The sequence below is a fragment of the Pseudomonas acericola (SeqCode) genome, from assembly GCF_053456465.1.
In genome coordinates this window covers 135,810-161,855 of sequence record NZ_JBRFJB010000010.1, presented here as the reverse complement: position 1 = coordinate 161,855, position 26,046 = coordinate 135,810, and the positions used below count along the sequence as shown (strand labels likewise).

Genomic DNA, 26,046 nt, shown 5'->3' with positions numbered 1-26,046 from the left:
GCACCATGTCGATGTTCAGCATTTTCGATATCGCCGGCTCCGCGCTCAGCGCCCAGTCCCAGCGCATGAACGTAACCGCCAGCAACCTGGCCAACGCCGACACCACCAGCGGCCCGGACAACGCTGCCTACCGCGCGCGCCAAGTGGTCTTCGAATCCCAATACCAGGCCGGCAGCAACATCGGTGGCGTGCGCGTCAGCCAAGTGGTCGAGGACGGCTCGCCGATGCGCCAGGAATACCGCCCCGGCGACCCGCTCGCCGACGAATCCGGCTACGTGACCATGCCCAACGTCGAGCCCGTGGGCGAAATGGTCAACATGATTTCCGCCTCGCGCTCTTACCAGGCCAACGTCGAAGTCATGTCCACCAGCAAGGAAATGATGCTGAAAACTTTGACCTTAGGTGAGGCGTAAACCATGACCAGTACGATTGCCAGCTCGGTTCTGTCGAGCATGAACAGCACCAGCACCACCGCCGACAGCACCACCTCGGCGGCGGATGATTTGCAGGACCAGTTCCTAACCCTGCTCACCACCCAATTGCAAAACCAAGACCCCACCGACCCGATGGACAACAGCGAGATGGTCACCCAGCTCGCGCAGATCAGCACCATCAGCAGCATCGAAAACGTCACCTCGACGCTGGAAGGCATCTCCAGCCAGATCAGCGCCGCCGAAACCCTGCAAGCCTCGGCGCTGGTGGGCAACGGCGTGTTGATCGACGGCAACACCATCCAGGTCGGCGACGGCGTGGCCACCACGTTTGGCGTAACCCTCGACAGTGCCGCCGATGACGTCACCGTCACCATCAAGGACAGCACCGGCACCGTGGTGCGCACGATTGATGAAGGCAGCATGAGTGCCGGCACCCAGGCGCTGTCATGGGATGGCCTGAACGATGACGGCAGCACCGCCGCCGACGGCGCCTACACCTTCGCCATCAGCGCCACCGCCAGCGACGTCGCCGTCACCAGCACGGCGTTGAAATACGCCCTGGTCACCGGCGTCACCACCGACAGCAGCAACCAGGTCGCCCTGGACCTGGGCGGCGTCAACGACAACGTCGCGCTCAGCGACATCAGCCTCGTCCTCTGACTCGCCTACTTATATAAAGGAGAAACACCATGGCTTTTTCCCAAGCGCTCAGTGGCCTGTCAGCGGCGTCCACCGACCTCAACGTGGTCAGCAACAACATTTCCAACTCCCAGACCGTGGGCTTCAAAAGCTCCACCACGCAGTTCGCCGACGTGTATTCCGGCGCGGATGTGGGCCTGGGCACCCAGGTTTCGGGCGTGGTGCAGAACTTCGAATCCGGCAGCCTGACCACCACCGACAACTCCCTGGACCTGGCGATCAACGGCGACGGTTTCTTCACCTTCACCGACGGCACGCAAACCGTGTACTCGCGCAACGGCCAGTTGACCCTGACGGCCGAGGGCTACCTGGAAAACGCCGCCGGCGACCAACTGCTCGGCGTCAACGGCGTGATCCAGATCCCCACCACCGGCCTGCAAGCCAGCGCCAGCACCGAGCTGGATGCCGAGCTGAACCTGGACGCCAGCGAAGACACCATCACCGCCACCTTCGACCAGACCGATTCGTCCACCTACTCCTATTCCACCAGCGCCACGCTCTACGATTCCCTGGGCATCAGCCACACCAGCACCCTGTATTTCAGCAAGACCGCCGACAACACCTGGGAAGTGCACACCGCCATCGACGGCAACCTGCTCACCGAGACCCAGACCGTCGGCTTCAGCTCCAGCGGCCTGATCACCAGCGGCGAAACCGGCACCTACACCTACGACCCGGCCAACGGCGCCGCCGAGCTGTCGATCACCCTCGACCTCACCGGCACCACCCAGTTCGGCAATGACTCGGCGGTGTCCGATATCTCGCAGAACGGCTACACCTCCGGCAGCCTGGTGAGTTTCAGCATCGACGAAACCGGCACCGTGGTCGCCACCTACTCCAACGACCAGACCAAGAACATCGACCAGATCCAGCTCGCCACCTTCAGCAATGAAAACGGCCTGAAAGCCAATGGCGACAACACCTGGCTGGCCACCTCCTCGTCCGGCCAGGCCTTGCTCGGCGTGGCCGGCAGCGGCTCGTTGGGCTCGATCCTCAGCGGCACCACCGAAGATTCCAACGTCGACCTGACCGCCGAGTTGGTAAACCTGATCATTGCCCAGCGCAACTTCCAGGCCAACGCCAAGTCGGTGACGGCGCAAAGCGAAGTCTTGCAGCAAGCCGTGAACATCGGTTCCTGACCCTATGGACCGCATGCTTTTCACCGCCATGAGCGGCGCCAACCAGGCCCTCGAACAACAAGCCGTGGTCGCCAACAACCTGGCCAACATCGTCACGCCAGGGTTTCGTGCGCAACTGGTGGAGATGCAGTCTTCGCCCGTTACCGGCGAAGGTTTGCCGACCCGCGTTTCGGTGGCGGCCAACGGCATCGGTGTCGATTGGAGCCAAGGCCCGGTGGTGCACACCGACCGCGCACTGGACGTGGCCCTGGGCGAAAACGTCATGCTCGCGGTGCAGGCCGGCGACGGCAGCGAGGCCTATACCCGGCGCGGCGATTTGCAGGTGGACGGCACCGGCGCCATGAGCGTGGGCGGCCGCCCGGTGATCGGCGACGGCGGCCCGGTCACCGTGCCGCTGGGCAGCGAAGTCACCCTCGGCAGCGACGGCACCATCAGCGTGCGTGAACTGGGCATGAGCCCGCGCGGCTTGAGCCCGGTGGGCAAATTGAAGCTGGTCTCGGCCTTGCCCGGCACCTTGCAGCCCGGCACCGACGGCCTGTTCCGCACGGCCAACACACAACCGCTGCCCGCCGACGACACCCTTCGCGTCGCCCCCGGCGCCCTGGAAGGCAGCAACGTCAGCCCCACCAGCGCCATGGTCGCGATGATCGACAACTCGCGCCGCTACGACATGCAGATGAAAGCCATCAGCACCGCCGACGAAAACGCCAAGAGCGCCAACAGCCTGCTGTCCCTGAGCTGAGCGCACCGTTGCACCGACAAGGAACCAAACGATGATCCGCTCACTGTGGACGGCCAAGACCGGCCTCGAAGCCCAACAAGGGCAAATGGACGTGATCGCCAACAACCTGGCGAACGTCAGCACCAACGGCTTCAAGCGCTCGCGCGCGGTGTTCGAAGACCTGGTGTACCAGAACGTGCGCCAGCCCGGCGCGCAGAGCAGCACCGACACGCGCCTGCCGTCCGGCTTGCAGGTCGGCACCGGCGTGCGCGAGGTCGCTACCGAGCGCCTGCACACCCAAGGCAACCTGGAACAGACCAGCAGCTCCAAGGACTTGGCCATCAACGGCCTGGGCTTTTTCCAGGTGGACATGCCCGATGGCAGCACCGGCTACACCCGCGACGGCAGCTTCCAGCTCGACTCCAACGGCGAGATGGTCACCTCCAACGGCTACAAACTCTCGGCCGGCGTGACCATCCCGGCCAACGCCACCGCGATCACCATCAGCACCGACGGCATCGTCTCGGTGACCACGCCGAGTGCGTCCACCTCGACCCAGGTCGGCCAGCTCAACCTGGCGTTGTTCATCAACCCGGCCGGCCTGGAAAGCATCGGCCAGAACCTCTACCTGGAAACCGACGCCTCCGGTTCGCCCACCGAAACCACCCCAGGCCTGAACGGCGGCGGCACCTTGTCCCAGGGTTACGTAGAGACGTCCAACGTCAACGTGGTGGAAGAAATGGTCGGCATGATCCAGACCCAGCGCGCCTACGAAATCAACAGCAAGGCCGTCGAAAGCTCGGACGAGATGCTCCAGCGTCTGACCCAGCTCTGAGCGAGATCCCCACCATGGCTCACAAGTATCTACTCGCCTGCGTACTCGCCCTCGCCGGTTGCGATCAACTGCCGCACAAACCGGTGGTGCCCGAAGAAGACCTGCCGGCACCGGTCTACCCGTTGCGCCAGGCCAACGGTTCGATCTACCAAGGCAGCCTCGGCTCCCAGCCGCTGTTCGAAGACCGCCGCCCGCGCCGGGTCGGCGACACCCTGACCATCCAGCTGGAAGAACAGGTCAGCGCCAGCAAGAACTCTTCATCCAACGCCAGCCGCGCTGGCTCCATGGGCCTGAAGTTCGCCACCACCTCCGCGCGTGCATCCCAGATCGGCTCCTTTGGCATGGACGCCTCCACCACCCATGACTTCATTGGTGCCGGCGGCTCCCAGGCGAACAACTCGTTCACCGGGACCATCTCGGTGACGGTGATGCAAGTGATGCCCAACGGGCACCTGCGGGTGCGCGGCGACAAACAGATCGCGATCAACCAGGGTACCGAGTTCATCCGTTTCTCCGGGCTGGTCAACCCGCGCAGCATCACCGGCGAGAACACTGTGTCCTCGACCCAGGTGTCCCAGGCGCGCATCGAGTACGTGGGCGATGGCTATATCAACGAAGCGCAGCGCATGGGCTGGCTGCATCGCATCCTGCTGAACGTTTCACCATTTTGAGTGACCCTGCCATGTTCCTAAGAGCCGTCAGAATCCTGCTGCTGAGCTGCCCACTGTGGCTCTGCGCAACGGCGCACGCCGAGCAGATCCGCGACATCGCCGACTTCGCCGGCATCCGCCCCAACAGCCTGGTGGGCTACGGCCTGGTGGTGGGCCTGGACGGCAGCGGCGACCAGACCACCCAAAGCCCGTTCACCGAACAGGGCCTGACCAACATGCTCTCGCAACTGGGCGTGACCCTGCCCGCCGGGGCGAACATGCAAATGCGCAACATCGCTGCCGTGATCGTCACCGCCAACCTGCCCGCCCTGTCGCGCCCCGGCCAACAGATCGACGTGGTGGTGTCGTCCATCGGCAACGCGAAAAGCCTGCGCGGCGGCACGTTATTGATGACGCCGATGAAAGGCGCCGACGGCGAAGTCTACGCCGTGGCCCAAGGCAGCCTGCTGGTAGGCGGCGCCGGCGCGTCGGCCAACGGCAGCAGCGTGACGGTCAACCAGTTGGCGGGCGGGCGCATCCCCCGAGGCGCAATCATCGAACGCGCGGTGGCGCTGAACCTCAACAACGAACACGGCCTGCTCGGCCTGTCCCTGCATGAGCCAGACTCCGCCACCGCGCAACGCGTGGTCTACGCGATCAACCTGGACATGCGCCGCACCGTGGCCTCGGCCGTGGACGGCGGGCTGATCGAGATCCAGGGGCCGGTGTCGCCCAACGAACGCACCAACTTCATGGCGCGTATCGAAAGCATCGAAGTGCTGCCGATCCAGGCGCGGCCGAAAGTCATCCTTGATTCGCGCACCGGCTCCATCGTGCTCAACAGCTCGGTGAAGCTGTACCGCGCGGCCGTGGCCCACGGCAACTTGTCGGTGATCATCGACACCACCAACACCGTCAGCCAGCCCGGCGCGTTCAGTGGCGGGCAGACCGCCGTGACGTCCCAGAGCAATATTTCCATCGAATCCCAAGGCGGCTCCCTGCACCTGCTCGAAGGCACGGCCAACTTGATGGACGTGATCAAGGGCCTCAACGCCCTTGGCGCCACGCCACAGGACTTGATGGTCATTCTGCAAGCGCTCAAGGCCGCAGGCTCCCTGCGGGCTGAGCTGGAGATCATCTGATGAAAAGCAGCGATCACTTTGCCCTCGACGTGCAGGGCCTTGATCACCTGCGCAACCGCGCCCACCTGGACCCGCAGGCGGGGCTCAAGGAGGCCAGCAAGCAGTTCGAGGCGGTGTTTATCCAGATGATGCTTAAAAGCATGCGCGCGGCGGTGCCCAAGTCGGAGCTGTCGAGCAACTCGCAAACCGAGATGTACACCGAAATGCTCGACCAGCAATGGGCGCAGAGCCTGTCGGGCAAGGGCATCGGCCTGGCTGAACAGCTCACCCGGCAACTGAGCGGCTACGCCAGCCAACAAAACCCGGAACTGAGCGCCGCCACCACCGCATTTCTCGATCTGCCGACGCGCTCGCCCTTCGAAGCCTGGAAGCGCCGCGAAGTCAGCACCAGCAATAGCGACCAGCCCGAACACGTGCAGGCCTTCATCGCCCGCCTCAGCGGCCCGGCACAAACCGCCGCGCGCAACAGCGGCGTGCCCGCCGAATTGATCCTGGCCCAGGCCGCGCTGGAAACCGACTGGGGCCGACGCACCATCACCACCGCCCAGGGCGCCGACAGCCACAACCTGTTCGGCATCAAGGCCGGCAGCGCCTGGCAAGGCGCGACCACCCAAGTGCTCACCACCGAATACAGCGACGCCGCAGCGCAAAAGCAACTGGAAAGCTTCCGCGTGTACGCGAGCGACGAAGCCGCCTTCAGCGACTACGCCCGCCTGATGCGCAGCCGCCCCGGCTACGCCGCCGTGCGCACGGCCGGCGACGCACCGCAAGCCGCCGTCGCGCTGCAACAGGGCGGTTACGCCACCGATCCGCGTTATGCGCAAAAGCTGATTTCCGTCATGGCCACCATCGGCCCCTTGCACACCACACAAGCGCGCAACGATTTATAGGCCAGGGGTCAATTCACCCCTTCGCCGGGCCGATAGTGCCAAGCATGTAGCCCAGGAGCTTCTCGATGAGCATTATTTCCATTGGCGTCAGCGGCCTGTCCGCCGCGCAGATCGCCCTCAGCACCAGCAGCAGCAACACCACCAACGCCTACACGGCCGGCTACACCTTGCAGGTGGCGAACTTCTCCGAGTCCACCTCGGGCAGCGGCGTGCAAATCTCCAGTGTGGATCGCCAATACAACCAGTTCGTCACCACCCAGCTCAACAGCTCGATCAGCGCCGAAAGCGCGCTGTCCACCTACCAGACCGAAGTGGATCAGATCGACAGCCTGCTCGCCGACGGCGACGCCAGCCTCGACACGCTGATGCAGAGTTTCTTCTCGGCCCTGCAAACCCTGACCTCCGACGCCAGCGACACCGCCGCCCGCGAAGAAGTGATCGGCGCCGCGCAAACCCTGACCTCGCAGTTCACCCAGCTGGGCAGCTACCTCGACGACATGGCCAACGATGTGAACAGCCAGATCGACGACCAGGTCAGCCAGGTCAACGACCTCACCGAACAGATTGCCGGGCTCAACAAAAAGATCAGCCTGAGCGACGCCCTGGGTTCCACCTCCAACGCCCTGCTCGACCAGCGCGACTTGCTGGTCAGCCAACTCAGCGAGTTGGTGGATGTCGATGTCACCACCCAGGACAACGGCAGCTACACCGTGTCCCTGAGCAACGGCCTGGCGCTGGTGTCGGGCAACAGCAGCTTCGACCTGCAAACCGCCGTCTCGGCCAGCGACCCGACACAAACCGTGGTCACCTACGTGGACGCCGCCGGCCACACCACCACACTCGACGACTCGGTGTTTGAAGGCGGCTCCCTCGGCGGCCTGATGGACTTTCGCGACAACAGCCTGAGCGATGCGCAAAACCAGCTGGGCATCCTCGCCGTCAGCCTGACCCAAGCCTTCAACACCTTGCAGGCCTCCGGCATCGACCTCAATGGCGATACCGGCACGGCGCTGTTCTCGGTGGACGACCCGAGCGTCTACGGCAACACCAGCAACACCGGCGACGCGGTCTTGAGCGCCAGCTTCAGCGACGACGTCAGCGCCCTCGCCGCCACCGACTACACCGTCAGCTATTCCGACAGCGACGGATACAGCGTGACCCGCAACGACACCGGCGCCAGCGTCACCTCGGCCTATGACAGCGGCACGCTGACCTTCGCCGGCATGAGCGTGGCCATCAGCGGCACCGCCGACGACGGCGACAGTTTCCTGGTCTTGCCCACGCGCAACGCCGCCAGCAGCTTCACCACCCTGACCAGCGACGGCAGCCTGATCGCGGCGGGCACGTCCACCGGCAGCAGCGACAACAGCAACGCCCTGGCGATGCTCAACCTGCAAACCAGCAGCATCGTCGGCGGCAGCAAGACCCTCAGCCAGACCTATTCGGCACTGGTCAGCGATGTGGGCAGCACCGCGAGTAAAGTCGCCGGGCAACTGGAAACCCAGACCAGCCTCACCGAGCAACTGACCACGCTGCAACAGTCGGAATCGGGGGTCAACCTGGACGAAGAGGCGGCCAACCTGATCGTCTACCAGCAGTATTACCAGGCCTGCGCAAAGGTGGTTGAAGTGGGCACCAGCCTGCTCGACACCATCCTCGACATCAACTAAAGGAGCGCCGCCATGCGCCTGAGCAGTGCGACGATTTACAACCAGAGCCTCAATTCCATGCTGGCCCAGGAAAGTGCCTACCAGACCGCCGCCCAGCAAGTGGCCAGCGGCACGCGGGTGGTCACGCCGTCCGACGACTCACTGGCCGCCGCACAAGCCGTCAACGTGCGCCAGGCGATTGCCGCCAATGAGCAATACGCCGATGCGCGCAGCAGCATCAGCACGTCGTTGTCCCAGGAAGAAAGCACCCTGGACAGCATCAACGATGCCATCACCAGCGCGCGCTCGCTGATCGTGCAGGCCAACAACGGCACCTTGAGCGATGCTGATCGCGAGTCCATCGCCACCTCGCTGCAAGGCGTCTACGACACCCTCGTCACCTTGGCCAATGCCACCGACAGCAACGGCAACTACCTGTTTTCCGGCTACCAGAGCCAAAGCCCGGCGTTCGCGGCGGATGCCGACGGCAACATGGTTTACCAGGGCGACAGCAATGTGGTCACGCAACTGGTCAGCTCCACCCAAAGCATGGCCAGCGGCGACACCGGCGCGACGATTTTCCAATCGGTGAGCAGCTCCGCCGGTTTTATCGCCGAAGCCGGCGACAACAGCGGCAGCGTCACCTTCAGTGGCCCGACCATCACCGACACCACCGCCGCCAACTACGGCACCGGCTTCAGCCTGACCTTCAGCACCGCCGCCGACGGCACCGCGCAATACAGCCTCGACGGCGCCACCCCGGTCGCCTACACCTCGGGCGACACCCTGCAAGTCAACGGCTTGTCCCTGACCCTCAGCGGCACTCCGGTGGACGGCGACAGCATCAGCGTCAGCAAAGCCGCCGACGCCGACCCGGACCTGTTCGCCACCCTGAAAAACCTGATCTCCGTGCTGCAAACCCCGGTGGAAACCGACGCCGACAGAGCCAACCTGAACAACACCCTCTCCACCGCCAGCCGCCAGCTGAGCAATGCCCAGGACACGGTCCTGACGGTACAGACCTCGGTGGGTTCGCGGCTCAATCAACTGGACGTGCTCGACACCATCGGCGACGACCTGGCCTTGAGTTACACCGAACGCTTATCGGGGTTGGTGGATGCGGACTACACCGAATCGGTGACGCAATACACCTCGCTGCAAGTGGCGTTGCAGGCGGCACAGCAGACGTTTGTCAGCATTCAGAAGATGTCCCTGTTCGAATACATCTGACAGGTTGAACTGGGTAAAAACTGTGGGAGCGGGCTTGCCCGCGATAGCGGTGTGTCAGGCGAAAGAGGTGCTGGCTGACCCACCGCTATCGCAGGCAAGCCAGCTCCCACATAAGCCAGTTTCCACAGTTGGATCGCAGTAGCTTCAGGGGCCGGCCATGTTGTCCGTCAGGTACTGCATAAAGTGCAGGGTATTGGTCAGCAACGTCGCCAAAAACGGCCCCAGGTCGCCCATCACCACCATCAGCAGAATCAACCCCACCGATAACGTCAGCGGAAAGCCCACCGAAAACACCGTGAGCTGCGGCGACACGCGGTTGAGGATGCCCATGGCCAAGCTGATGATCAGCAACGTGCCCACCATCGGCAGCGCCAATAACAAGCCGGTCAGGTAGATCGTGCTGCCGTACCGCGCAATCAACTGCCAGGCATTCGGGTCGAAACGCAGGTTGCCAATCGGCAAGGTCTTGAACGTGCCGGCCAGCAACTCCAACACCATCAAGTGCCCGTCGAGCGCGAGGAACATCAGCACGGTGATCATTCCCAAATACCGCGACAGCACCAGGCTGTTGGTGCTGGTGTCAGCCGAGAAAAACGTGGCAAACGCCAAGCCCATCTGCATGCCGCAGATGTCGCCGGTCATTTCCACCACCGCCAGGGTCACGCGCATGACCATGCCCAGCGCCATGCCGATCAGCACTTGTTCCACGATCACGCCGAGGCCCGGCCAGGAGAACAGCGCGACCTGGGGCAACGGCGGCAGGTTCGGCGCGAGCAGGAACGCCAGCAGCATCGCCAGCCCGACCTTGACCTGGCTCGACACGTTCTTGTGCCCCAGGATCGGGTCGCTCATCAGGTACGCCAGCACTCGGCAGAACGGCCAGAAAAAACTGGTCAGCCACAGTTGCAGCTGCGCCGAGCTGACTTCGATCACCGCGCGTCAGCCGATCAGCGTGGGCAGGCTGGTGAACAGCGCACGGGTGTAGTCCACCAGCATTTCCATGATCAACGGCCCGGCGATCACCAGCACCACGCACACGCCGATGATCTTGGGGATAAACGACAGGGTGGATTCGTTGATCTGCGTGGCGGCCTGGAACAGGCTCACCAGCAGGCCGATAAACAGGGTCACGAACAACACGGGCGCGGCCACGATCATGCTCATGCGCATGCCTTTGTAAGCCAGGTCCATCACCATTTCCGGGGTCATCGGCAACGCCTCATCAGGTGTAAAAACTCTGCGCCAGTGAGCCCAGCAGCAATTGCCAGCCATCCACCAGCACAAACAGCATCAGCTTGAACGGCAGCGAGATCGTGGCCGGCGGCACCATCATCATGCCCAGCGCCATCAGCACGCTCGCCACCACCAGGTCGATGATCAGGAACGGGATAAAGATGGTGAAACCAGCCTGGAACGCGGTTTTCAGTTCGCTGGTGACAAACGACGGCAGCAGCACGCGCATGGGCACGTCGTCGGGACCTTGCAGGTCGTCGATCTGCGCCAGCCGCGCGAACAGTGCCAGATCGCCCTGGCGGGTCTGGGTCAGCATGAATTTGCGAAACGGCTGGCTGCCGTCCTTGAGGAATTGTTCCACCGAGATTTCATCGTGGGAGAACGGCAACCAGGCCTTTTCGTAGGCTTGATCAAGGGTCGGCGACATCACGAAAAACGTCAGGAACAACGCCAACCCCAACAGCACCTGGTTCGGCGGCGCCGAGGTGGTGCCGATGGCTGTACGCAGCAGGCCGAGCACAATGATGATGCGGGTGAAGCCGGTCATCATCAGCAGGATCGCCGGCAAGAACGCCATGGCGCTGAGCAGCAACAAGGTTTGCAGGCTCAGCGACCATTGCTGGCCACCCGCTTGCCCAGTGAAGGCGCTGAGGCCCTCCAGGCCGGTCATGAAGCACGCCCTTTGCCGGTCAACGCATTCGCCAAACGCTCGGCAAAACCGCCCGCGACCACCGCTTCAGGCTCCACTTCCGGCGCGTCCATCTGCGCCAGCGCGGTGACCTGCTGCGCCGTCACGCCCAGCACCAACCATTGCCCACGCACTTCCACAATCACCACTTTTTCGCGCTGGCCGAGGCCGGTGCTGCTGACCACGCGCAGTTGCTTGCCGGGCACCAACGCCCGCGTGCTCATGCGCCGGGCGAGCCAGCCAAACACCAGCACGCAGCCCAGCACCACGGCCAGGGCCAGGGCGGTTTTACCCAGCAGCGCCAGGTTCATCACGCTGTCCGTGGGCACGCCGAGCGGCGGGCTTGCGCTGTTCATCGGTTGAGCTTTTGCACGCGTTCGGACGGCGTGATGATTTCGGTGATACGGATCCCGTACTTGTCATCCACCACCACCACTTCGCCCTGGGCGATCAGGTAGCTGTTGATCAGGATGTCCATCGGCTCGCCCGCCAGGCCATCCAGTGCCAGCACCGAGCCTTGGGCCAGTTCCAGCAACTGCTTGATGGTGATGCGCGTGCGGCCCAGCTCCACGCTGAGCTTGACTGGAATATCCATGATCATTTCCAGCTCACGCGCAGCGGCAGTGGGCTGCGCCGGCGCCAGCGGCTTGAACACGCTGGAACCAACGCTTGGCGCCGGGCTTTCCAGCGCCGCATCGGCCGCCTCTTGTTCGGCCAGGGCAATCGCCCACGGGTCGTCCGCGCCTTCGGCGATGGTTTGTTCGGCCAGGGCGTCGGCCCATTCATCCGGCTCTTGGGGCTCGGTAACAGTTGGATCAGTCATGCTCGGAGTCCTTGGCTGTGGGGACGTGGCCCTTCACGAATCGGCTGGAGGAGGAGGAAGAAAGGCTCAGGGAATGATCGACCAGATCCTTCACCAACAAGGCGCGCAGGCCGTTCTGGCTGCCGTATTCACAGGTCATGACCGGTACGCCATCGACCCGCGCGCTGATGATGTCGGGCAGTTCGATGGGCAGCACGTCGCCGACTTTCAGCGCCATGACTTGGCCGACGCGCGCGTCCATTTCGACAAAGTCGGCGATCAGTTCAATCTCCGACTGCGCGATTTCGCCGGCCATGCGTTTGTTCCAATGGCGCTCTTCCTCGGGATTGGTGTCCGTCAGCGGGCCGTTGAGCAGCTGGCGCATCGGCTCGATCATCAGGTACGGAATCACGATATTGAAATCGCTGGAGAGGTTGCCGACCTCCAGGTGGAAAGTGGCATTCACCACGATTTCATTCGGCGAGCTGGTGATGTTGGCGAACTTGGCCTGCATCTCCGAACGCAGGTATTCGATTTCCAGGGGGTACACCGACTTCCACGCGCCCTTGTAGGCGTCCACCGACAGCCCCAGCAAACGCTGGATGATGCGCTGTTCGGTGCGGGTGAATTCGCGGCCTTCGGACTTGGTCACAAAGCGCCCGTCGCCGCCGAACAGGTTGTCCACCACCATGAACACCACCGCCGGCGGGAACACCACCAACGCGGTGCCGCGCAACGGTTTCATCGCCAGCAGGTTGATGTTGGTGGGCATCGGCATGTGCATCGAGAATTCGCTGTAGCTCTGGTAGCGCACGCTTTTGACGGTGATGTCGATGCTGCGCCGGATCAGGTTGAACAGGCTCATGCGGAAATAACGGGCGAAGCGCTCGTTGATGATGTCCAGCGCGTGCAAGCGCTCGTGGATCACCCGGTGCTGGGTCGCCGGGTCATACGGGCGGACCCGCGCGGCGTCGAGGGTGCCGGCTTCTTCGTGGGCGGCGTCGGTTTCGTCGCTGCCGCGCAGCAGCATGTCGATCTCGTCCTGGGAGAGCAAATCGTCGATGGCCATGGGTTACTGCACGATAAAGTCGGTGTACAGCACGCGCAGCAACGCGGGGGCGGGTTGCTGCGGCGCCAGCGGTTGCTTGAGGGCGTCGAGGATGCGCGCGGCCAGTGCGGCCTTGCCTTGGGGGGTGATCAACTGCGTACTGTTCTGGCCGCTGACCAGGGTCAGCAACTGGCTGCGCAGTTGCGGCATGTAGTCGGTCAGTTGGGCTTGGGTCGCGTCGTCGGCGACTTCCAGGGCGAACCCCACATACAGCAGGCTCGGTTCATCGCGCTCGTTGGACAGGTTCACCGTCATCGGCGCCACCGTGACCAAGCGTGGCGCCTGGGGTTTGCTCGCCACCGGCGCGGCCTTGGCGACGTCCACCTGGCTCAGGTAGAGGTAAGTACCACCGGCACTCGCGGCGACGACGGCCAGCGCCAGCAACACAATCAAGAGCCAGGGGGTTTTGCGGGTGGCGGTCATTGGCGGGAACCATGCAATGAAGGGAAACGATCAGGCAGGGCGCCAGTATGACCAGCGCCCTGCCCCGCCCATGGCGCGATAAGACACGGGTAACGGCGGTATCTCGCTGTTTTGATTTGGGATTCACACGTACAGGTCAATCGCCGAGCGAGCCAGCTGGACCTGTTGCACCACCACCGGCTCGCTCACTGGCGAGGTGTCGCTGCGGCTGAACGTTGACGCCTGCGGATCACGCTGCGCACTGCCGCGCGAGGACTGATCGCTGACCGACGCCTGCCCCAGCGCAATGCCCTGGCTCGCCAGCACCTCGCGCAATTGCGGCAACGCCTGCTCCACCGCCGCACGCACCGAGGCGTGCGCCACCTGGAACTGCGCCTGGGTGCCGCCGTCGTTCAGTTCGAGGCTGATGGACAGCGGGCCAAGGTCGGCGGGGTGCAAGTGCAGGTCGACTTGCCTGTCGCCACGGCTGACCATATCGACCATCTGCTGGCCGAGATCGGCGGCCCAGTCGGTGCTGCCGACGGCGGCGGCGACGACCAATTCGTTGTCGGCGACAGGGACGGCGACCTGGCTGGCCGGTGCCGGCGCCAGGCTGAACACGCTAGGCGAATCCTGGTTGTCGGGTTGGCTGTCATCGGCTTGCGGGCGTACCTGCGGCACCGCCTCCGCCACGGTGGCGACCAACGCGGGCATGGCGTCCGGCAGGTCCAGCGGTTCTGGCGTGTCGGGCTCATCCTCCGCCGCGACCGGCAGGCTCGGGGCCTGGGTTGGCGCGCGGCTGATCACAGGCTCGGGCGCGGACGGTGCGACGTTGACCGGTATCGGCAGGCTGACCGCAATCGGCGGCGCGACGATCACTGCCGAAGCGTCCAGTTGCCCGGCGCTTTCGATCAGGGCCATGCGCTGGCGGATATCGTCGAGGGTGCTGTCAGCCGCGGTCGTTGGCTTTGTCACTTCGGCTTCAGCCACCGGTTCATCCGGCAACACGGTCGGCAGCTCAACCTCGGGCTCTTCCACGGGCAGTGCTTGCACGACGACCGGCGCAACGGGCGCAACGAGCGCAGGGGCGACGGCCACAGGCAGCGGGACCGGAACCGGCGTCTGCACCACCGGCAACGCTTGCGGCACCGGCGCAACCACCTGGCTCAACACCGCCGAAAACGAATCCGCCAGCGCCACCGGCGCCTCGGCGACAACACTGTCCGCCACCGGCGCGGGCGCAGCAGTCGGCACTAACGTCGCGAGAATATCCATGCTGTTCCTTAAAGGCCGCTATCGATGGAAGAAGGAAACGCCGCAACCCGGCGCCGCAACTGGCTGGCCATTTCATCGGTGTGCCGCTGCTCCACACGCCCGGCAGTCACCTGCTCCTGCTGGGCCCGCCGCGCCAGCAGCGCTTCAATCGAGCTGACCTTGCGCCACTGCGCCATCCATGTGAGTTGGTGGTGGGCGACCTGCTTGCGATGCCGCTCCAGGCTCTTTTGCGCGCGCTCCACCGCCTCTTCCAGCGACTGCAAAAAGCCCCGGTAATTGGTCAACGCCGACGGGCTCATGCCGTCGCTGGCCAATTCCACTTGCAGGTTCTGGCGGTATTCCTGCTGGTACTGGTCGAGGGTGCGCAACTGGTTGATCACCTGCTGCTCGGCAGTGCGGCTCTGCGCCAGGGCGCGGGCCGCGACGTCGCGGGCCTTGGCGGCCATTTCGATCAGCAGGTGCAGCGATTGATTTGCCATCGATGATTACTCGAAAAAGTCAGTTGCCGGGGAACAACAAACTGAGGCCGTGCAGGGTCTCGTCGACGCTGGCACGGTCATCAATGCGTTGTTGCAGAAAGCGCTCGATATGCGGGTACAACCCCACGGCGCGGTCGAGTTGCACATCGTGGCCCTGGGCGTAGGCGCCGACGCTGATCAGGTCGCGGTTGCGCTGGTAACGCGAGAGCATCTGCTTGAGCTGGTTGGCCTTGCGCTGCTGGGCGTCGCTGGCGATGGCGGTCATGGCGCGGCTGATGGACGCTTCGATATCGATGGCCGGGTAATGCCCACTTTCGGCCAATTGGCGCGACAGCACGATATGCCCGTCGAGGATCGCCCGCGCCGAGTCGGCAATCGGGTCCTGCTGGTCATCGCCTTCGCTGAGCACCGTATAAAACGCGGTGATCGAACCGCCACCGGGCGGGCCGTTGCCGGTGCGTTCCACCAGCTTGGGCAATTTGGCGAACACCGACGGTGGATAACCTTTGGTGGCCGGCGGCTCGCCCACGGCCAGGGCGATTTCACGCTGGGCCATGGCGTAGCGGGTCAGCGAATCCATGATCAGCAGTACGTCTTTGCCCTGCTCGCGAAAATCCTCGGCGACCCGCGTCGCATACAGCGCGCCTTGCAGGCGTTGCAGCGGCGATGTGTCAGCGGGAGCCGCCACCACCACCGAACGACGCAAGCCCTCTTCACCGAGGATATTGTCGATAAAGTCCTGTACCTCGCGGCCCCGCTCGCCAATCAAACCGACCACGATCACATCGGCCTGGGTGTAGCGCGCCATCATGCCCAGCAGCACCGACTTGCCGACGCCGGAACCGGCAAACAAGCCCAGGCGCTGGCCACGGCCGACGCACAGCAAGGCATTGATCGCGCGAATGCCGACATCGATCTGCCGATCAATCGGCGCCCGCTTGAGCGGGTTCAGCGGCTGGGTATGCAAGCCAGCATGATGGGCGCCGAGCAACGGCCCGCGCCCGTCCAACGGCTGGCCGCCGCTGTCGAGCACGCGCCCGAGCAAGGCCATGCCCAATGGGAAACTGCGATTGCCACCGCCTTCGTCCGCCGCAAACACCCGTGCGCCGGGTTGCAGGCCGTGTATTTCCGCAAGCGGCATCAGGTACAGCGTGTCACCGGCAAACCCCACCACCTCGGCCTCGGCGAACACGCCTTCCAGCTCGATGCGACACGCCCCACCCAACGGCAGGCGCAGGCCCACCGCTTCCAGCACCATGCCGGTGGCGCGGGTGATGCGCCCGCTGCGCAGGTGCGGCGCGACCTGCAAGGCTTGGCCGTGCAGCGTATCGAGCACACCGCTCCAGCGCGCGAGGTGAGGATTCATGGCAACTCATCCAACACGCGCTCGACGTTGCGAGTGAGCAGCGCCAGGCGCGACGGCCGCGACGCATCCAGTTCTCCCCCTGCGCTGACCACCCGGCAACCGCCCGCCTGCATCGCCGCGTCGGCGTGCAACACCCAACCCGCCGCGTCGATCTGTTCGCCGAGGCTGTCCTGCACGCGCTGCAAATCTTCAGGGTTGAGCCACAGCTTGGGCTTGCCGGTGAGTTCCAGGTCGCTGTCGAGCAGGCGTTTGACCAACACCAGCACCTGTTCCGGCTGCGCGCAGAGGGCTTCGCCGGCCAATTGTTGCGCGGCGTCCAGGGCGATGCGCACCAGTTGCCGGGCGATCTGTGCGTCCATGGCTTTCAGCGCTTGATCAAAATTGCGGCACAGCTCCAGCAACGGTTGCAGGGTAACGACAACCTGCTGCTGCAACTCCACGGCAGCCGCCTGGCGACCTTCGTCCAGGCCCTGTGCATAACCTTGCTCCAAACCTTGGGCATGCCCGACCTGCTGGGCCTCGGCGATGGTTTTTTCGCGCAGCACCTGCATCTCCAGCTTGTGCTGGAAGGCTTGCTTGCGCAGGCGTTCGCGATGGCTGCTGTGGGGGTCGTCGCTGGCCGCCGCCGGGCTGCCCAGCGGGTCCATCTGCCAGGGTTGCCAACGGTCAGACATAAGTGTCGTTGCCGCGTGCGGTCACGATGTCGCCGCTGTCGGACAAGCGCCGCACTACGGCAAGAATGGCCTTCTGTTCGGATTCGATCTGCGACATGCGGATCGGCCCGCGCGCTTCCATGTCCTCGCGGAACAACTGCCCGGCACGCTGGGACATGTTGTGCAGGAAGCGTTCGAGCAGCGCCGGCGGCGAGCCCTTGAGGGCGATGGCCAGGGAGTTCTGATCGACCTGTTGCAACAGGGTCTGGATGCCACGGTCGTCCACGTCGATAAGGTTTTCGAACAGGAACATCTCGTCGAGGATCTTCTGCGCCAGGTCGTCGCTGTGTTCGCGCACAGTGCCGATGGCCAGTTCTTCGTGGGCCGAGCTCATCAGGTTGAGGATCTCCGCCGCCGTGCGCACGCCGCCCATTTTGCTGCGCTTGAGGCTTTGGCCATCGAGCATCACGCCGAGCACTTCGGTGAGTTCCTGCAACGCCACCGGCTGCACGCCGCTGAACGTGGCGATGCGCAGGATGATGTCGTTGCGCAGGCGGTCCGGCAGCAATTGCAAGATGTCCGAGGCCTGGTGACGCTCCAGGTGCACGAGGATAGTGGCGATGATCTGCGGGTGTTCGTCGCGGATCATCTCGGCCACCATCGAGGCTTCCATCAGGTTGAGCTTGTCGATGCCCGAACCGGTGTTGGTGCTTTCGAGGATGTCGTCGATCAGGCTGGCGGCACGTTCACTGCCCAGGGCCTTGGTCAGCACCGCGCGGATATGGTCGCTGGTCTGGATATTGATGGCGGCGTACTGGTCGGTCTCGTCCATGAATTCTTCGAGCACCTGGCGCATTTCTTCATGGGACACCTGGCTCAGGCGCGCCATTTCCATGCTGATGGCCTCGACGTCTTCGCTGGGCAAAAACTTGAACACTTCTGCCGCGCTGTCCGCATCCAGGGACAGTAAGAGGATGGCGCTGCGCCGCGAACCGCTGATCTTGCTAGTCATTTTTCTTCATCCATCCGCGCACGATCATGGCCACCAGTCGCGGGTCTTCGGCCGCGATCTGTTGCAGGCTCTGCATGTTCTGTTCGTACACCGCCGACTTGCGCGGCAAGGTATGTGGCGCGCTTTCCTGGCCGGCGACCACCAGGCTGGTGCCCGTGCTGGACGGCACCAAGGCCGTGCCCGGTTCGGCGTTGCTCGCCAACAGCGCCTGGGTGTGCGCCGCGTTGCGTCGCTGCATCGGGCGCAACACGATCCACCACAGGGCCAGCGCGGCAAACGCGACGGCGAGGTAGCGCAAGCCGGTGCTCAGCAGGTTGTAGGCCTCGGGGGTTTTCCACCACGGCTGTTCGTCGACGCTGGTGTCGGCCTCGACGAACGGGCTGTTGATCACTTGCAGCGCATCGCCACGGCTTTCGGTAAAGCCCATGGCCTGGCGCACCAGGTTGTTGATGCTGTCGAGTTCGTCCTTGCTCAGCGCTTCGCTGGTCGGCTTGCCGTCCTTGAGCACCGTGCGGTAGTTGACCACCACCGCCGTGGTCAGGCGCTGGAGCGTGCCCAGGCTGGATTTGACGTGCTCGACGTTGCGGTCCACCTCGTAATTGATCATGCGTTCGCTTTGGCTGGCGCTCTTCGCGGTTTTCGCCTCCGGCGCCGCAGCCGTGCCGCCGGCCGGGGTCGGCGCGTTGGCCTTGGTCGGCGCCGGCGTGTTGGGCGGTGAGTTGGTCAGCGCGCCGGGCACGCCACGGCCGGCATCGTCGCCGTCCTGCACATGCTCGGAGGTTTGCTTGCTACGCACGGCGGCGGCGTTGCTGTCCTGGTTCGGCGCGTAGCGTTCGGCAGTGCTTTCGCGGCTGGAAAAATCCACCTGGGCGACCACTTGGGCATGCACGTTCTGGCTGCCCAGCAGCGGCGTGAGGATGTCTTCGATGCGGCGCTGGTAGGAGCGCTCGATCTCATGCACATAGTCGAGTTGCGAGCCGTCGACGCCACTGTTGTCACCGTGGGTCTGGGACAGCAGGCGGCCGTTCTGGTCGACCACGGTGACTGCATCGACACTCAGCTCCGGCACGCTGGAGGTGACCAGATGCACAATCGCGCTGGTCTGGCTCGGCCCGACTTCGCGGCCGGGTTGCAGGGTCAGCACCACCGAGGCACGGGCGGCTTCGCGGTCGCGCACAAACACCGATTGCTTGGCCATCACCAGGTGCACCCGCGCCTTGGCCACAGGTCCCAGGGACTCGATGGTGCGCGCCAGCTCGCCTTCGAGGCCACGCTGGTAATTGAGGTGTTCGGCGAACTGGCTGACGCCGAAGGCTTGCTTGTCGAGCAATTCAAAGCCGACGCTGCCGCCCTTGGGCAAGCCTTGCTCGGCCAGTTGCAGGCGCAGCGCGCCCATCTTGTCGCTGGGCACCAGGATGGTGTTGCCGCCTTCGCTGAGGCGATAGGGCACGGCGCGCTTGTCCAGTTCGCTGATGATTTGCCCGCCGTCGGCTTCACTGAGGCCAGAAAACAGCACGCGGTATTCCGGCTGGCGCGCCCACAACAGCAAGGCGACCACCACCGCGATCACCGCTGCGGCGGCCATCAACAATGGCACCAGCGGTTGGCGGCGCATCAGCGTGGTCAACGCATCCAGGGGTTTGACAGGGACCGGGGTCGCCAGGTTTTTTTGCGCGCCTTTGGCCAGGACTGCGGTACTCACGAAGGTAGGGCCTGTGCGAAAGACATTGCAGCGTCCGGTAACAGTAGTAGGCGGCCATTCTGGCGAAAACGGCCAAAGCCAAAGGCCGGAAAAGCCACTGCTTTTGCGGTCAATTGGGCGAATGTGCCCGGGGCCAGGCTTGTTAACCTGCTGGCCAGATCGCCTGTGGAGCCAGCGCCATGAACCCGTCCGCCCTTACCAACGCCCTGCAACAACTGTCGCTGCTGGCCGAACAGGCCGAAGGCGCGAGCGCGCAACGCAGCGCGCCCGCCGGTGGGTTTGCCGGCGAATTGCAGTCGTCGCTGCAGCGCATCAACCAGTTGCAGCAGACCGCCACCCGCCAGTCCAACGCGTTCCAGGCCGGCAGCGAATCGGTGTCGCTGAGTGATGTGATGGCCGATTCGCAGAAAGCCAGCGTCGCGTTCCAGATGGGCGTACAGGTGCGCAACCGCCTGCTTACCGCTTACAAGGACGTGATGGCGATGCAGGTCTGAAAAAAATCGGCGCGCCCCTAAAGACGGGCCCGCGATTGGCCGATGTTGCGTTCAAACGCACCCCAGGACAGGCACACACATGGCAACCACGACCTCCACCACCTCGTCGACTGCAACCATTACCTCTCTCGGGGTCGGCTCCGGCCTTGACCTGGACAGCATCCTGACCAGCCTGGAAGAGTCCAAGGAAGCCAGCCTGCTGACGCCCATCACCAACCAGGAAACCTCGGTCAAAGCCGAGATTTCCGCCTACGGCACCCTGACCAGCGCCCTGACCAAACTGCAAACGGCGGCCGAAGCCCTGGCCGACTCCAGCCTGTACACCGCGCTGACCACCAGCCTGTCCGGCAGCGGCGTCACCGCCGCGACCACCAGCGACGCCGTCGCCGGCACGTACAAGTTGGAAGTGACTCAGTTGGCCCAGGCGCAAAGCCTCACCACCGATGGCGTTGCGAGCAAGACCACGGCCCTGGGCACCGGCACCCTGACCCTGCAAGTGGGCACGGCCGACGCGGTGTCGATCACCTTGAGTAGCAGCAACAACACCCTGGAAGGCATTCGCACGGCGATCAACGCGTCCGGCGCCGGCGTGACCGCGTCCATCGTCAACGACGGCACCGGCACGCCGTACCGCCTGGTCTTGACCTCCGACAGCACCGGCACCGAGTCGGCCATGACCGTGACCTACAGCGGCGACGACAGCAGCGATACCGCCTCCAGCCTGTTCGGCTACGACGGCAGCACGGGCAACATGACCCAGACCGTCGAAGCCCTGGACGCCGAGCTGACCATCAACGGCATCTCGGTCACCAGCCAAAGCAACACCGTCGAAGACGCGTTGCAAGGCGTCACGCTGAACCTGTCCGCCGTTGGCAGCTCGCAGACCCTGACGATTTCCCAGGACACCGACGCGATCTACGACGCCATCGAATCGTTCGTCAGTGCCTATAACAGCTACGTGTCCACCGTCGACACCCTCACCTCCTACGACGCCGATGCCGACACGGCGGGCGAATTGCTCGGCGACTCGACCACGCGGCGCATCAGCACCAAGCTCAGCAGCGACCTGTACAGCGCGGTGGGTAGCGGCACCTTCAGCTATTTGTCGCAGTTGGGCATTTCCCTGGAAGTCGACGGTACCTTGCTGATCGACGAAGACACCCTGACCAGCGCGATCACCGACAACATCGATGGCGTCTCCGAGTTCTTTGTCGGCACCGATGGCAAATCCGGCTTCATCGGCCAGATGACCACCGACCTCGACACGTACCTGGACGAAGACAACGGCCTGATCGTCGCGCGCACCGACAGCCTGGCGACCAAGCTGGAACAACTGGAAGACCGCTACGACGAAAAACAGGCGCTGATCGATTCCGAAATGGCGCGCTGGACCGAGCAGTTCACCCAACTCGACACCCTGATCGCGTCGCTCAGCTCGACTGCGGACTACCTCACCACCCAGTTCGACGCCCTGAACAGCGACAGCTGATGACCCACCCGGAGCACACGAGATGAACGCCTATCGAGACGCGAATGCCTACGCCAAGGTGGGCGTGGAAAGCGGCATTTTGGCGGCCTCACCCCACCAGCACATCGTGATGCTGTTCGACAGTTACCAGGCCACGCTGCGCATCGCGCGCCTGCATTTGCAGGCCGGCAATATCGCCCCCAAGGGCCAGGCCATCACCAAGGCGATCAACCTGGTGAGCCAGGGTTTGCGTGGCTCGCTGAACCTGGAACAAGGTGGCGAGATTGCCGCACAGCTGGACCAACTCTACGACTACGTGGTTCGCCTGCTGCTGCGCGCGAACTTGAACAATGACGATGCCGCGCTGAACACGGCCGCCGAGTTGCTGGAGAATGTCGCCGCAGCCTGGCGGGCGATTGGCACGCAGACCGAGGAAGCGCAGTAGACATGATGCAATCACAACTGATCGCGGCCTACGAGCAATTGCTCGAACAATCGCAGCGTTTGCTGGAGTGCGCCAAACACGCCGACTGGGACGGTATCTTCGCGTTAAAGTCCCAGGGATTGATTGACGCCGCTTACTTGCGCCGCGCGCAAGACCAAGTTGATCTTGATGCCAGCGGCCAGCAGTACAAACTTGAACTACTCAGCCAGATCCTCGCGCTCGAAGAGCAAGTTAACGGGTTCTTGCATGCGCGACAAAATGACCTCGGCGAGTTGATGCAAATCAATCGGCGCAAGAGCAATCTAAACAACGCCTACGGTGCATCCTCCAATCAAGTGATACCAATAAGCCATTATTTGTATCGAAAGAAATAACAAACACCTACACGCTGCATCTACGGGCGACACATAAGTGTGAAAATATCTTTGAGGTAGGCTAAAACACTGAAAACAGACAAGAAATATCATTCCTCAGTCTGTTATCGTACGGCGTACTTAATACTTTAGAAAAAATTAAAAAAACGGTATTCACGGCCAGCTAGCGGATGGTCGGGAGCATGAATAACCGAATAACGCTACACCCAGGCACTCGTTGTACAACTCAAAACGCCTGACTTTAGTACTTGTCGATTTGCAGCACTGTCTGCCAGAGGTCATGCCATTAGGCGTGCCGAACTGTAGTACCCAACGGGAGGGGTAGAAAGTTGCCAAATACCAACACTGAGCTTGAAGACATCCAGGACCTGAACCTGTCCTATTTATTACTTGCCCAAAACCTATTGCGCAAAGATCGCGAGATCGCGATTTTCCGCCTGAAACTCAGCGACCCCATGGCTGACCTGCTGACCAAACTCAGCAGCAAGCAAATGACCCAACTGGCGCGGGTCAACCAGTTGATCTGTCGCCCGGTGTTTGAAGAAACCGAGCGCTTGTCCAAGGTGCTGGGCAACGCCCGCGAACTGGGCATGGTCGAGATCCACTCCGCGCTGCTGATGGCGTCCGCCGAGCGCAGCGGCGATTTGCGCATCGGGGAAGGCTGACCCATGTCAGACAAAAGCCTGGTCACCGAAATGCAGCAAGTGCAACTGGCCATCGAACTGATTGAGCTAGGCGCACGGCTGCAGGTGCTGGAAACGGAGACCACGCTCAGCCGAGGCCGCCTGATCCGACTCTACAAGGAAGTACGAGGCGCCTCTCCCCCCAAGGGCATGCTGCCCTTCTCCACCGATTGGTTCGTGACGTGGCTGCCGAATATTCATTCGTCACTGTTCTACGGCATTTACCGCAGCCTCATGGAAATTGGCGGGCATCGCATCGATGCCTTCGTCAAAGCCTATCGCCTGTACCTTGAACAGGTCGGCGACCAGGAAGGCGAGCTGGTGCTGGGCCTGACCCGGGCCTGGACCCTCGTGCGATTCTTTGAAAGCGACATGCTGGAATTGATCCGTTGCTCGTGTTGCTCCGGTGAGTTTGTGGCGCACTCCCATGCGCCGGCGCAGCACTATGTGTGCGGCATCTGCCAGCCGCCGTCGCGGGCGGGCAAGACTTTGAAGCGCAGGGATATTGATGCGCAGCTGCTGGCGAATCTGCCGCCGATGCGCAAGGCCTGAGACCACCGCTGTTTTAAATGTGGGAGCTGGCTTGCCTGCGATGGCGGTGGGTCAGCCACCCAAATGCCAGCTGATACACCGCTATCGCAGGCAAGCCAGCTCCCACATTGGATTTTTGGTGTTCTTTGGATCGAAGAACCTCTCAATTCACCCATCCCCGTTGCCGATATTCAGCCAGTCACCCATTGCTTGAATATAAGGAAACGACCACGTGCTCATCGTATCCGGGCTTATCGCTGTACTGCTGTCGGTGTTCGGTGGCTTCGTCCTGTCCGGTGGCAGCCTCGGCCCGCTGTATCAGCCGATGGAACTGCTGATGATCGGCGGTGCCGGCGTCGGGGCGTTTATTGCGGCCAACAATGGCAAGGCGATCCGCGCCACGTTCGGCGCCATCGCGCGCTTCAAACGCAGCACCCGCTATGACAAACGCTTGTACCTGGAACTGATGGCGATGATGTACGGCCTGCTCAGCAAGGCGCGCCGCGAGGGCATGCTGTCCCTGGAGCGGGACATTGAAGACCCGGCGCAAAGCGCGGTGTTTGCGCCCTACCCGCGACTGGTCAGTGACCCGTTGATCATCCTGTTCCTCACCGACTACCTGCGCCTGCTGGTGAGCAGCGCGATGCAGGCCCACGAACTTGATGAGTTGATGCTGCACGAGATCGAGGCGTTCGAACACGAGTCCAGCCTGCCCTCGGATGCACTCTATAAAGTCAGCGACGCCCTGCCGGCGTTTGGCATCGTTGCGGCGGTGATGGGCGTGGTCAAGGCGTTGAGTTCAGTCAATGTCGGCCCGGACTTGATGGGCCAGATGATCGCCCACGCGCTGGTCGGCACCTTTCTCGGCATTTACCTGGCTTACGGCTTGGTCGCGCCCTTGGCCTGCCGCATCGAGCGCCAGGCCGCCGAGTCGGTGAAGATGCTGCAATGCATCCGCGTGACGCTGTTGGCTAGCGTGCAAGGCATGCCGCCGCAACTGGCCGTGGAATTCGGCCGCAAGGCGCTGCACAGCAGCGAACGCCCCGGCGCCCTGGAACTGGAAACCTACGTGCGCAGCGGCGGCGGCGCATGAGCGAGCGCCCGATCATCATCCGCCGCAAAAAAGCCGCGAAACACGGCCACCACGGCGGCGCCTGGAAAATCGCCTTCGCCGACTTCATGACCGCGCTGATGGCGCTGTTCCTGGTGCTGTGGGTGCTGTCCAACGCGAGCAAAAACGACAAGGAAGCCATCGCTGAATACTTCAGTACGCCGTTGCTGGTGGCGATCAGCAAAGGCGAGCGCAACGCCAACAGCGCCAGCGCGATCCCCGGCGGCGGCCCCGACCCGCGCAGTGTCGAAGGGGAAAAGCTGCGCCACACGCCGCGCTTGTCCGGCGAGGAGCGCCGCCATTTGGAATCCCTCAAGCACCGTCTAGACGCCGCCGTCGACCGCGACCCGCAACTGCGCGAACTCAAGCAACAGATCGCGATTGAACTGAGCCCCGAAGGCCTGCGCGTGCAACTGCTGGATACCGACAAACGCCCGATGTTCGAACTGGGCAGCGCCAACGTCGCGCCGTACCTGCGCAAACTGCTCAAGACCTTTGCCCCGGTGCTCAACGAACTGCCCAACCGCATCCAGATCAGCGGCCATACCGACAGCCACCCTTACCCCGGCGGCGATGCGGGCTACAACAACTGGGACTTGTCCGCCGACCGTGCCAAGGCTTCGCGCCAGGAACTGGTGGCGGGTGGGCTGGATTCCGACAAGCTGCTGCGGGTGTCGGGCATGGCTGATCGCATTCCGTTCAAGGGTGCCGGGCCTTTCGACGCGGCTAATCGGCGGATTGAAATCATCGTGCTGGATCGTCGGGTTGCGGAGCGGATCTTGTCCCAGGATGAGTTCGGCACGGAGCCCTCCTCCCCCTGAAGAACAGGTA

The 26,046-nt window shown here is 63.3% G+C and carries 31 protein-coding genes; 18 read left to right on the top strand and 13 right to left on the bottom strand.

Annotated features, from left to right (window positions below):
- Positions 1 to 5 precede the first annotated feature (5 nt).
- The 10 genes from flgC (at position 6) to flgL (ending at position 9,389) form a co-directional block, all read left to right on the top strand.
- On the top strand, positions 6 to 413 hold the full coding sequence (gene flgC, locus ACU688_RS25860; protein WP_207046709.1) for a flagellar basal body rod protein FlgC: 408 nt from the start codon (positions 6 to 8) through the stop codon (positions 411 to 413).
- A gap of 3 nt (positions 414 to 416) precedes the next feature.
- Positions 417 to 1,094, top strand: a complete 678-nt coding sequence (locus tag ACU688_RS25855) for a flagellar hook assembly protein FlgD (RefSeq protein ID WP_017735832.1) — start codon at positions 417 to 419, stop codon at positions 1,092 to 1,094.
- A 29-nt stretch (positions 1,095 to 1,123) separates the two neighbouring features.
- The gene (flgE, locus tag ACU688_RS25850; protein WP_448186913.1) at positions 1,124 to 2,272 is read left to right on the top strand and encodes a flagellar hook protein FlgE; all 1,149 of its coding nucleotides are present in this window, start codon (positions 1,124 to 1,126) and stop codon (positions 2,270 to 2,272) included.
- 4 nt (positions 2,273 to 2,276) lie between these two features.
- Entirely contained in the window at positions 2,277 to 3,014 is a 738-nt protein-coding gene (locus tag ACU688_RS25845; protein ID WP_448186912.1) for a flagellar basal body rod protein FlgF, read from the top strand.
- A gap of 31 nt (positions 3,015 to 3,045) precedes the next feature.
- The gene (gene flgG / locus ACU688_RS25840; RefSeq protein ID WP_017735835.1) at positions 3,046 to 3,828 is read left to right on the top strand and encodes a flagellar basal-body rod protein FlgG; all 783 of its coding nucleotides are present in this window, start codon (positions 3,046 to 3,048) and stop codon (positions 3,826 to 3,828) included.
- Positions 3,829 to 3,842: 14 nt separating this feature from the next.
- Positions 3,843 to 4,499, top strand: a complete 657-nt coding sequence (locus ACU688_RS25835) for a flagellar basal body L-ring protein FlgH (RefSeq protein ID WP_448186911.1) — start codon at positions 3,843 to 3,845, stop codon at positions 4,497 to 4,499.
- Positions 4,500 to 4,510: 11 nt separating this feature from the next.
- Positions 4,511 to 5,620, top strand: coding sequence for a flagellar basal body P-ring protein FlgI (locus ACU688_RS25830; RefSeq protein ID WP_017735837.1), 1,110 nt, complete (start codon positions 4,511 to 4,513; stop codon positions 5,618 to 5,620).
- Positions 5,620 to 6,510 carry a flagellar assembly peptidoglycan hydrolase FlgJ gene (gene flgJ / locus ACU688_RS25825; protein WP_448186910.1) on the top strand — a complete coding sequence of 297 codons (891 nt, stop codon included), beginning with the start codon at positions 5,620 to 5,622 and terminating at the stop codon, positions 6,508 to 6,510. Before ACU688_RS25830 ends, flgJ begins: the two co-directional genes overlap by 1 nt.
- Before the next feature lie 65 nt (positions 6,511 to 6,575).
- Positions 6,576 to 8,180, top strand: coding sequence for a flagellar hook-associated protein FlgK (gene flgK, locus ACU688_RS25820; RefSeq protein WP_448186909.1), 1,605 nt, complete (start codon positions 6,576 to 6,578; stop codon positions 8,178 to 8,180).
- Between the two features lie 12 nt (positions 8,181 to 8,192).
- Positions 8,193 to 9,389, top strand: a complete 1,197-nt coding sequence (gene flgL / locus ACU688_RS25815) for a flagellar hook-associated protein FlgL (protein WP_448186908.1) — start codon at positions 8,193 to 8,195, stop codon at positions 9,387 to 9,389.
- 144 nt (positions 9,390 to 9,533) lie between these two features.
- On the opposite strand, the gene fliR is transcribed toward flgL, so the two are convergent.
- The 13 genes from fliR to fliF all read right to left on the bottom strand — a co-directional run bounded on the left by fliR (position 9,534) and on the right by fliF (position 20,109).
- On the bottom strand, positions 9,534 to 10,322 hold the full coding sequence (gene fliR, locus ACU688_RS25810) for a flagellar biosynthetic protein FliR (protein WP_448186907.1): 789 nt from the start codon (positions 10,320 to 10,322) through the stop codon (positions 9,534 to 9,536).
- Positions 10,323 to 10,328: 6 nt separating this feature from the next.
- Positions 10,329 to 10,598: a flagellar biosynthesis protein FliQ gene (fliQ, locus tag ACU688_RS25805; RefSeq protein WP_017735842.1), complete on the bottom strand. Its 270-nt coding sequence runs from the start codon at positions 10,596 to 10,598 to the stop codon at positions 10,329 to 10,331.
- 13 nt (positions 10,599 to 10,611) lie between these two features.
- Positions 10,612 to 11,292 (bottom strand): flagellar type III secretion system pore protein FliP, encoded by a 681-nt coding sequence (gene fliP, locus ACU688_RS25800; RefSeq protein ID WP_448186906.1) that lies wholly within the window; start codon positions 11,290 to 11,292, stop codon positions 10,612 to 10,614.
- On the bottom strand, positions 11,289 to 11,666 hold the full coding sequence (gene fliO, locus ACU688_RS25795) for a flagellar biosynthetic protein FliO (RefSeq protein WP_448186905.1): 378 nt from the start codon (positions 11,664 to 11,666) through the stop codon (positions 11,289 to 11,291). The genes fliP and fliO overlap by 4 nt, the downstream gene beginning before the upstream one ends.
- On the bottom strand, positions 11,663 to 12,133 hold the full coding sequence (gene fliN / locus ACU688_RS25790; protein ID WP_448186904.1) for a flagellar motor switch protein FliN: 471 nt from the start codon (positions 12,131 to 12,133) through the stop codon (positions 11,663 to 11,665). The genes fliO and fliN overlap by 4 nt, the downstream gene beginning before the upstream one ends.
- A complete protein-coding gene (fliM, locus tag ACU688_RS25785; RefSeq protein ID WP_124526386.1) occupies positions 12,126 to 13,181 on the bottom strand; it encodes a flagellar motor switch protein FliM in 1,056 nt (351 codons plus the stop codon). The genes fliN and fliM overlap by 8 nt, the downstream gene beginning before the upstream one ends.
- Positions 13,182 to 13,184: 3 nt before the next feature.
- Positions 13,185 to 13,643 carry a flagellar basal body-associated FliL family protein gene (locus ACU688_RS25780; protein WP_448186903.1) on the bottom strand — a complete coding sequence of 153 codons (459 nt, stop codon included), beginning with the start codon at positions 13,641 to 13,643 and terminating at the stop codon, positions 13,185 to 13,187.
- 123 nt (positions 13,644 to 13,766) lie between these two features.
- Positions 13,767 to 14,897, bottom strand: coding sequence for a flagellar hook-length control protein FliK (locus ACU688_RS25775; protein ID WP_448186902.1), 1,131 nt, complete (start codon positions 14,895 to 14,897; stop codon positions 13,767 to 13,769).
- 8 nt (positions 14,898 to 14,905) lie between these two features.
- The gene (gene fliJ / locus ACU688_RS25770; protein ID WP_448186901.1) at positions 14,906 to 15,376 is read right to left on the bottom strand and encodes a flagellar export protein FliJ; all 471 of its coding nucleotides are present in this window, start codon (positions 15,374 to 15,376) and stop codon (positions 14,906 to 14,908) included.
- 19 nt (positions 15,377 to 15,395) lie between these two features.
- On the bottom strand, positions 15,396 to 16,742 hold the full coding sequence (gene fliI / locus ACU688_RS25765) for a flagellar protein export ATPase FliI (protein WP_242551765.1): 1,347 nt from the start codon (positions 16,740 to 16,742) through the stop codon (positions 15,396 to 15,398).
- Entirely contained in the window at positions 16,739 to 17,416 is a 678-nt protein-coding gene (locus ACU688_RS25760; protein WP_448186900.1) for a FliH/SctL family protein, read from the bottom strand. The genes fliI and ACU688_RS25760 overlap by 4 nt, the downstream gene beginning before the upstream one ends.
- Positions 17,409 to 18,407: a flagellar motor switch protein FliG gene (fliG, locus tag ACU688_RS25755; RefSeq protein WP_017735852.1), complete on the bottom strand. Its 999-nt coding sequence runs from the start codon at positions 18,405 to 18,407 to the stop codon at positions 17,409 to 17,411. Before fliG ends, ACU688_RS25760 begins: the two co-directional genes overlap by 8 nt.
- Positions 18,400 to 20,109 (bottom strand): flagellar basal-body MS-ring/collar protein FliF, encoded by a 1,710-nt coding sequence (gene fliF, locus ACU688_RS25750; protein WP_448186899.1) that lies wholly within the window; start codon positions 20,107 to 20,109, stop codon positions 18,400 to 18,402. The genes fliG and fliF overlap by 8 nt, the downstream gene beginning before the upstream one ends.
- A gap of 179 nt (positions 20,110 to 20,288) precedes the next feature.
- Between fliF and fliE the strand changes: the two genes are divergently transcribed.
- From fliE to motB, 8 genes are all read left to right on the top strand, one after another.
- Positions 20,289 to 20,603, top strand: a complete 315-nt coding sequence (gene fliE / locus ACU688_RS25745) for a flagellar hook-basal body complex protein FliE (RefSeq protein ID WP_017735854.1) — start codon at positions 20,289 to 20,291, stop codon at positions 20,601 to 20,603.
- Between the two features lie 79 nt (positions 20,604 to 20,682).
- Positions 20,683 to 22,092, top strand: coding sequence for a flagellar filament capping protein FliD (fliD, locus tag ACU688_RS25740; protein ID WP_448186898.1), 1,410 nt, complete (start codon positions 20,683 to 20,685; stop codon positions 22,090 to 22,092).
- Between the two features lie 22 nt (positions 22,093 to 22,114).
- The gene (gene fliS, locus ACU688_RS25735; protein ID WP_448186897.1) at positions 22,115 to 22,516 is read left to right on the top strand and encodes a flagellar export chaperone FliS; all 402 of its coding nucleotides are present in this window, start codon (positions 22,115 to 22,117) and stop codon (positions 22,514 to 22,516) included.
- Between the two features lie 2 nt (positions 22,517 to 22,518).
- Complete coding sequence (gene fliT, locus ACU688_RS25730) at positions 22,519 to 22,890, top strand: flagellar protein FliT (protein ID WP_017735857.1); 372 nt, start codon at positions 22,519 to 22,521, stop codon at positions 22,888 to 22,890.
- Between the two features lie 329 nt (positions 22,891 to 23,219).
- Positions 23,220 to 23,555 (top strand): flagellar transcriptional regulator FlhD, encoded by a 336-nt coding sequence (gene flhD, locus ACU688_RS25725; protein ID WP_257781402.1) that lies wholly within the window; start codon positions 23,220 to 23,222, stop codon positions 23,553 to 23,555.
- A 3-nt stretch (positions 23,556 to 23,558) separates the two neighbouring features.
- Positions 23,559 to 24,125 (top strand): flagellar transcriptional regulator FlhC, encoded by a 567-nt coding sequence (gene flhC / locus ACU688_RS25720; RefSeq protein ID WP_017735859.1) that lies wholly within the window; start codon positions 23,559 to 23,561, stop codon positions 24,123 to 24,125.
- Between the two features lie 211 nt (positions 24,126 to 24,336).
- Entirely contained in the window at positions 24,337 to 25,197 is an 861-nt protein-coding gene (motA, locus tag ACU688_RS25715) for a flagellar motor stator protein MotA (protein WP_448186896.1), read from the top strand.
- Complete coding sequence (gene motB / locus ACU688_RS25710) at positions 25,194 to 26,036, top strand: flagellar motor protein MotB (RefSeq protein WP_448186895.1); 843 nt, start codon at positions 25,194 to 25,196, stop codon at positions 26,034 to 26,036. Before motA ends, motB begins: the two co-directional genes overlap by 4 nt.
- The last annotated feature ends 10 nt before the right edge of the window (positions 26,037 to 26,046 follow it).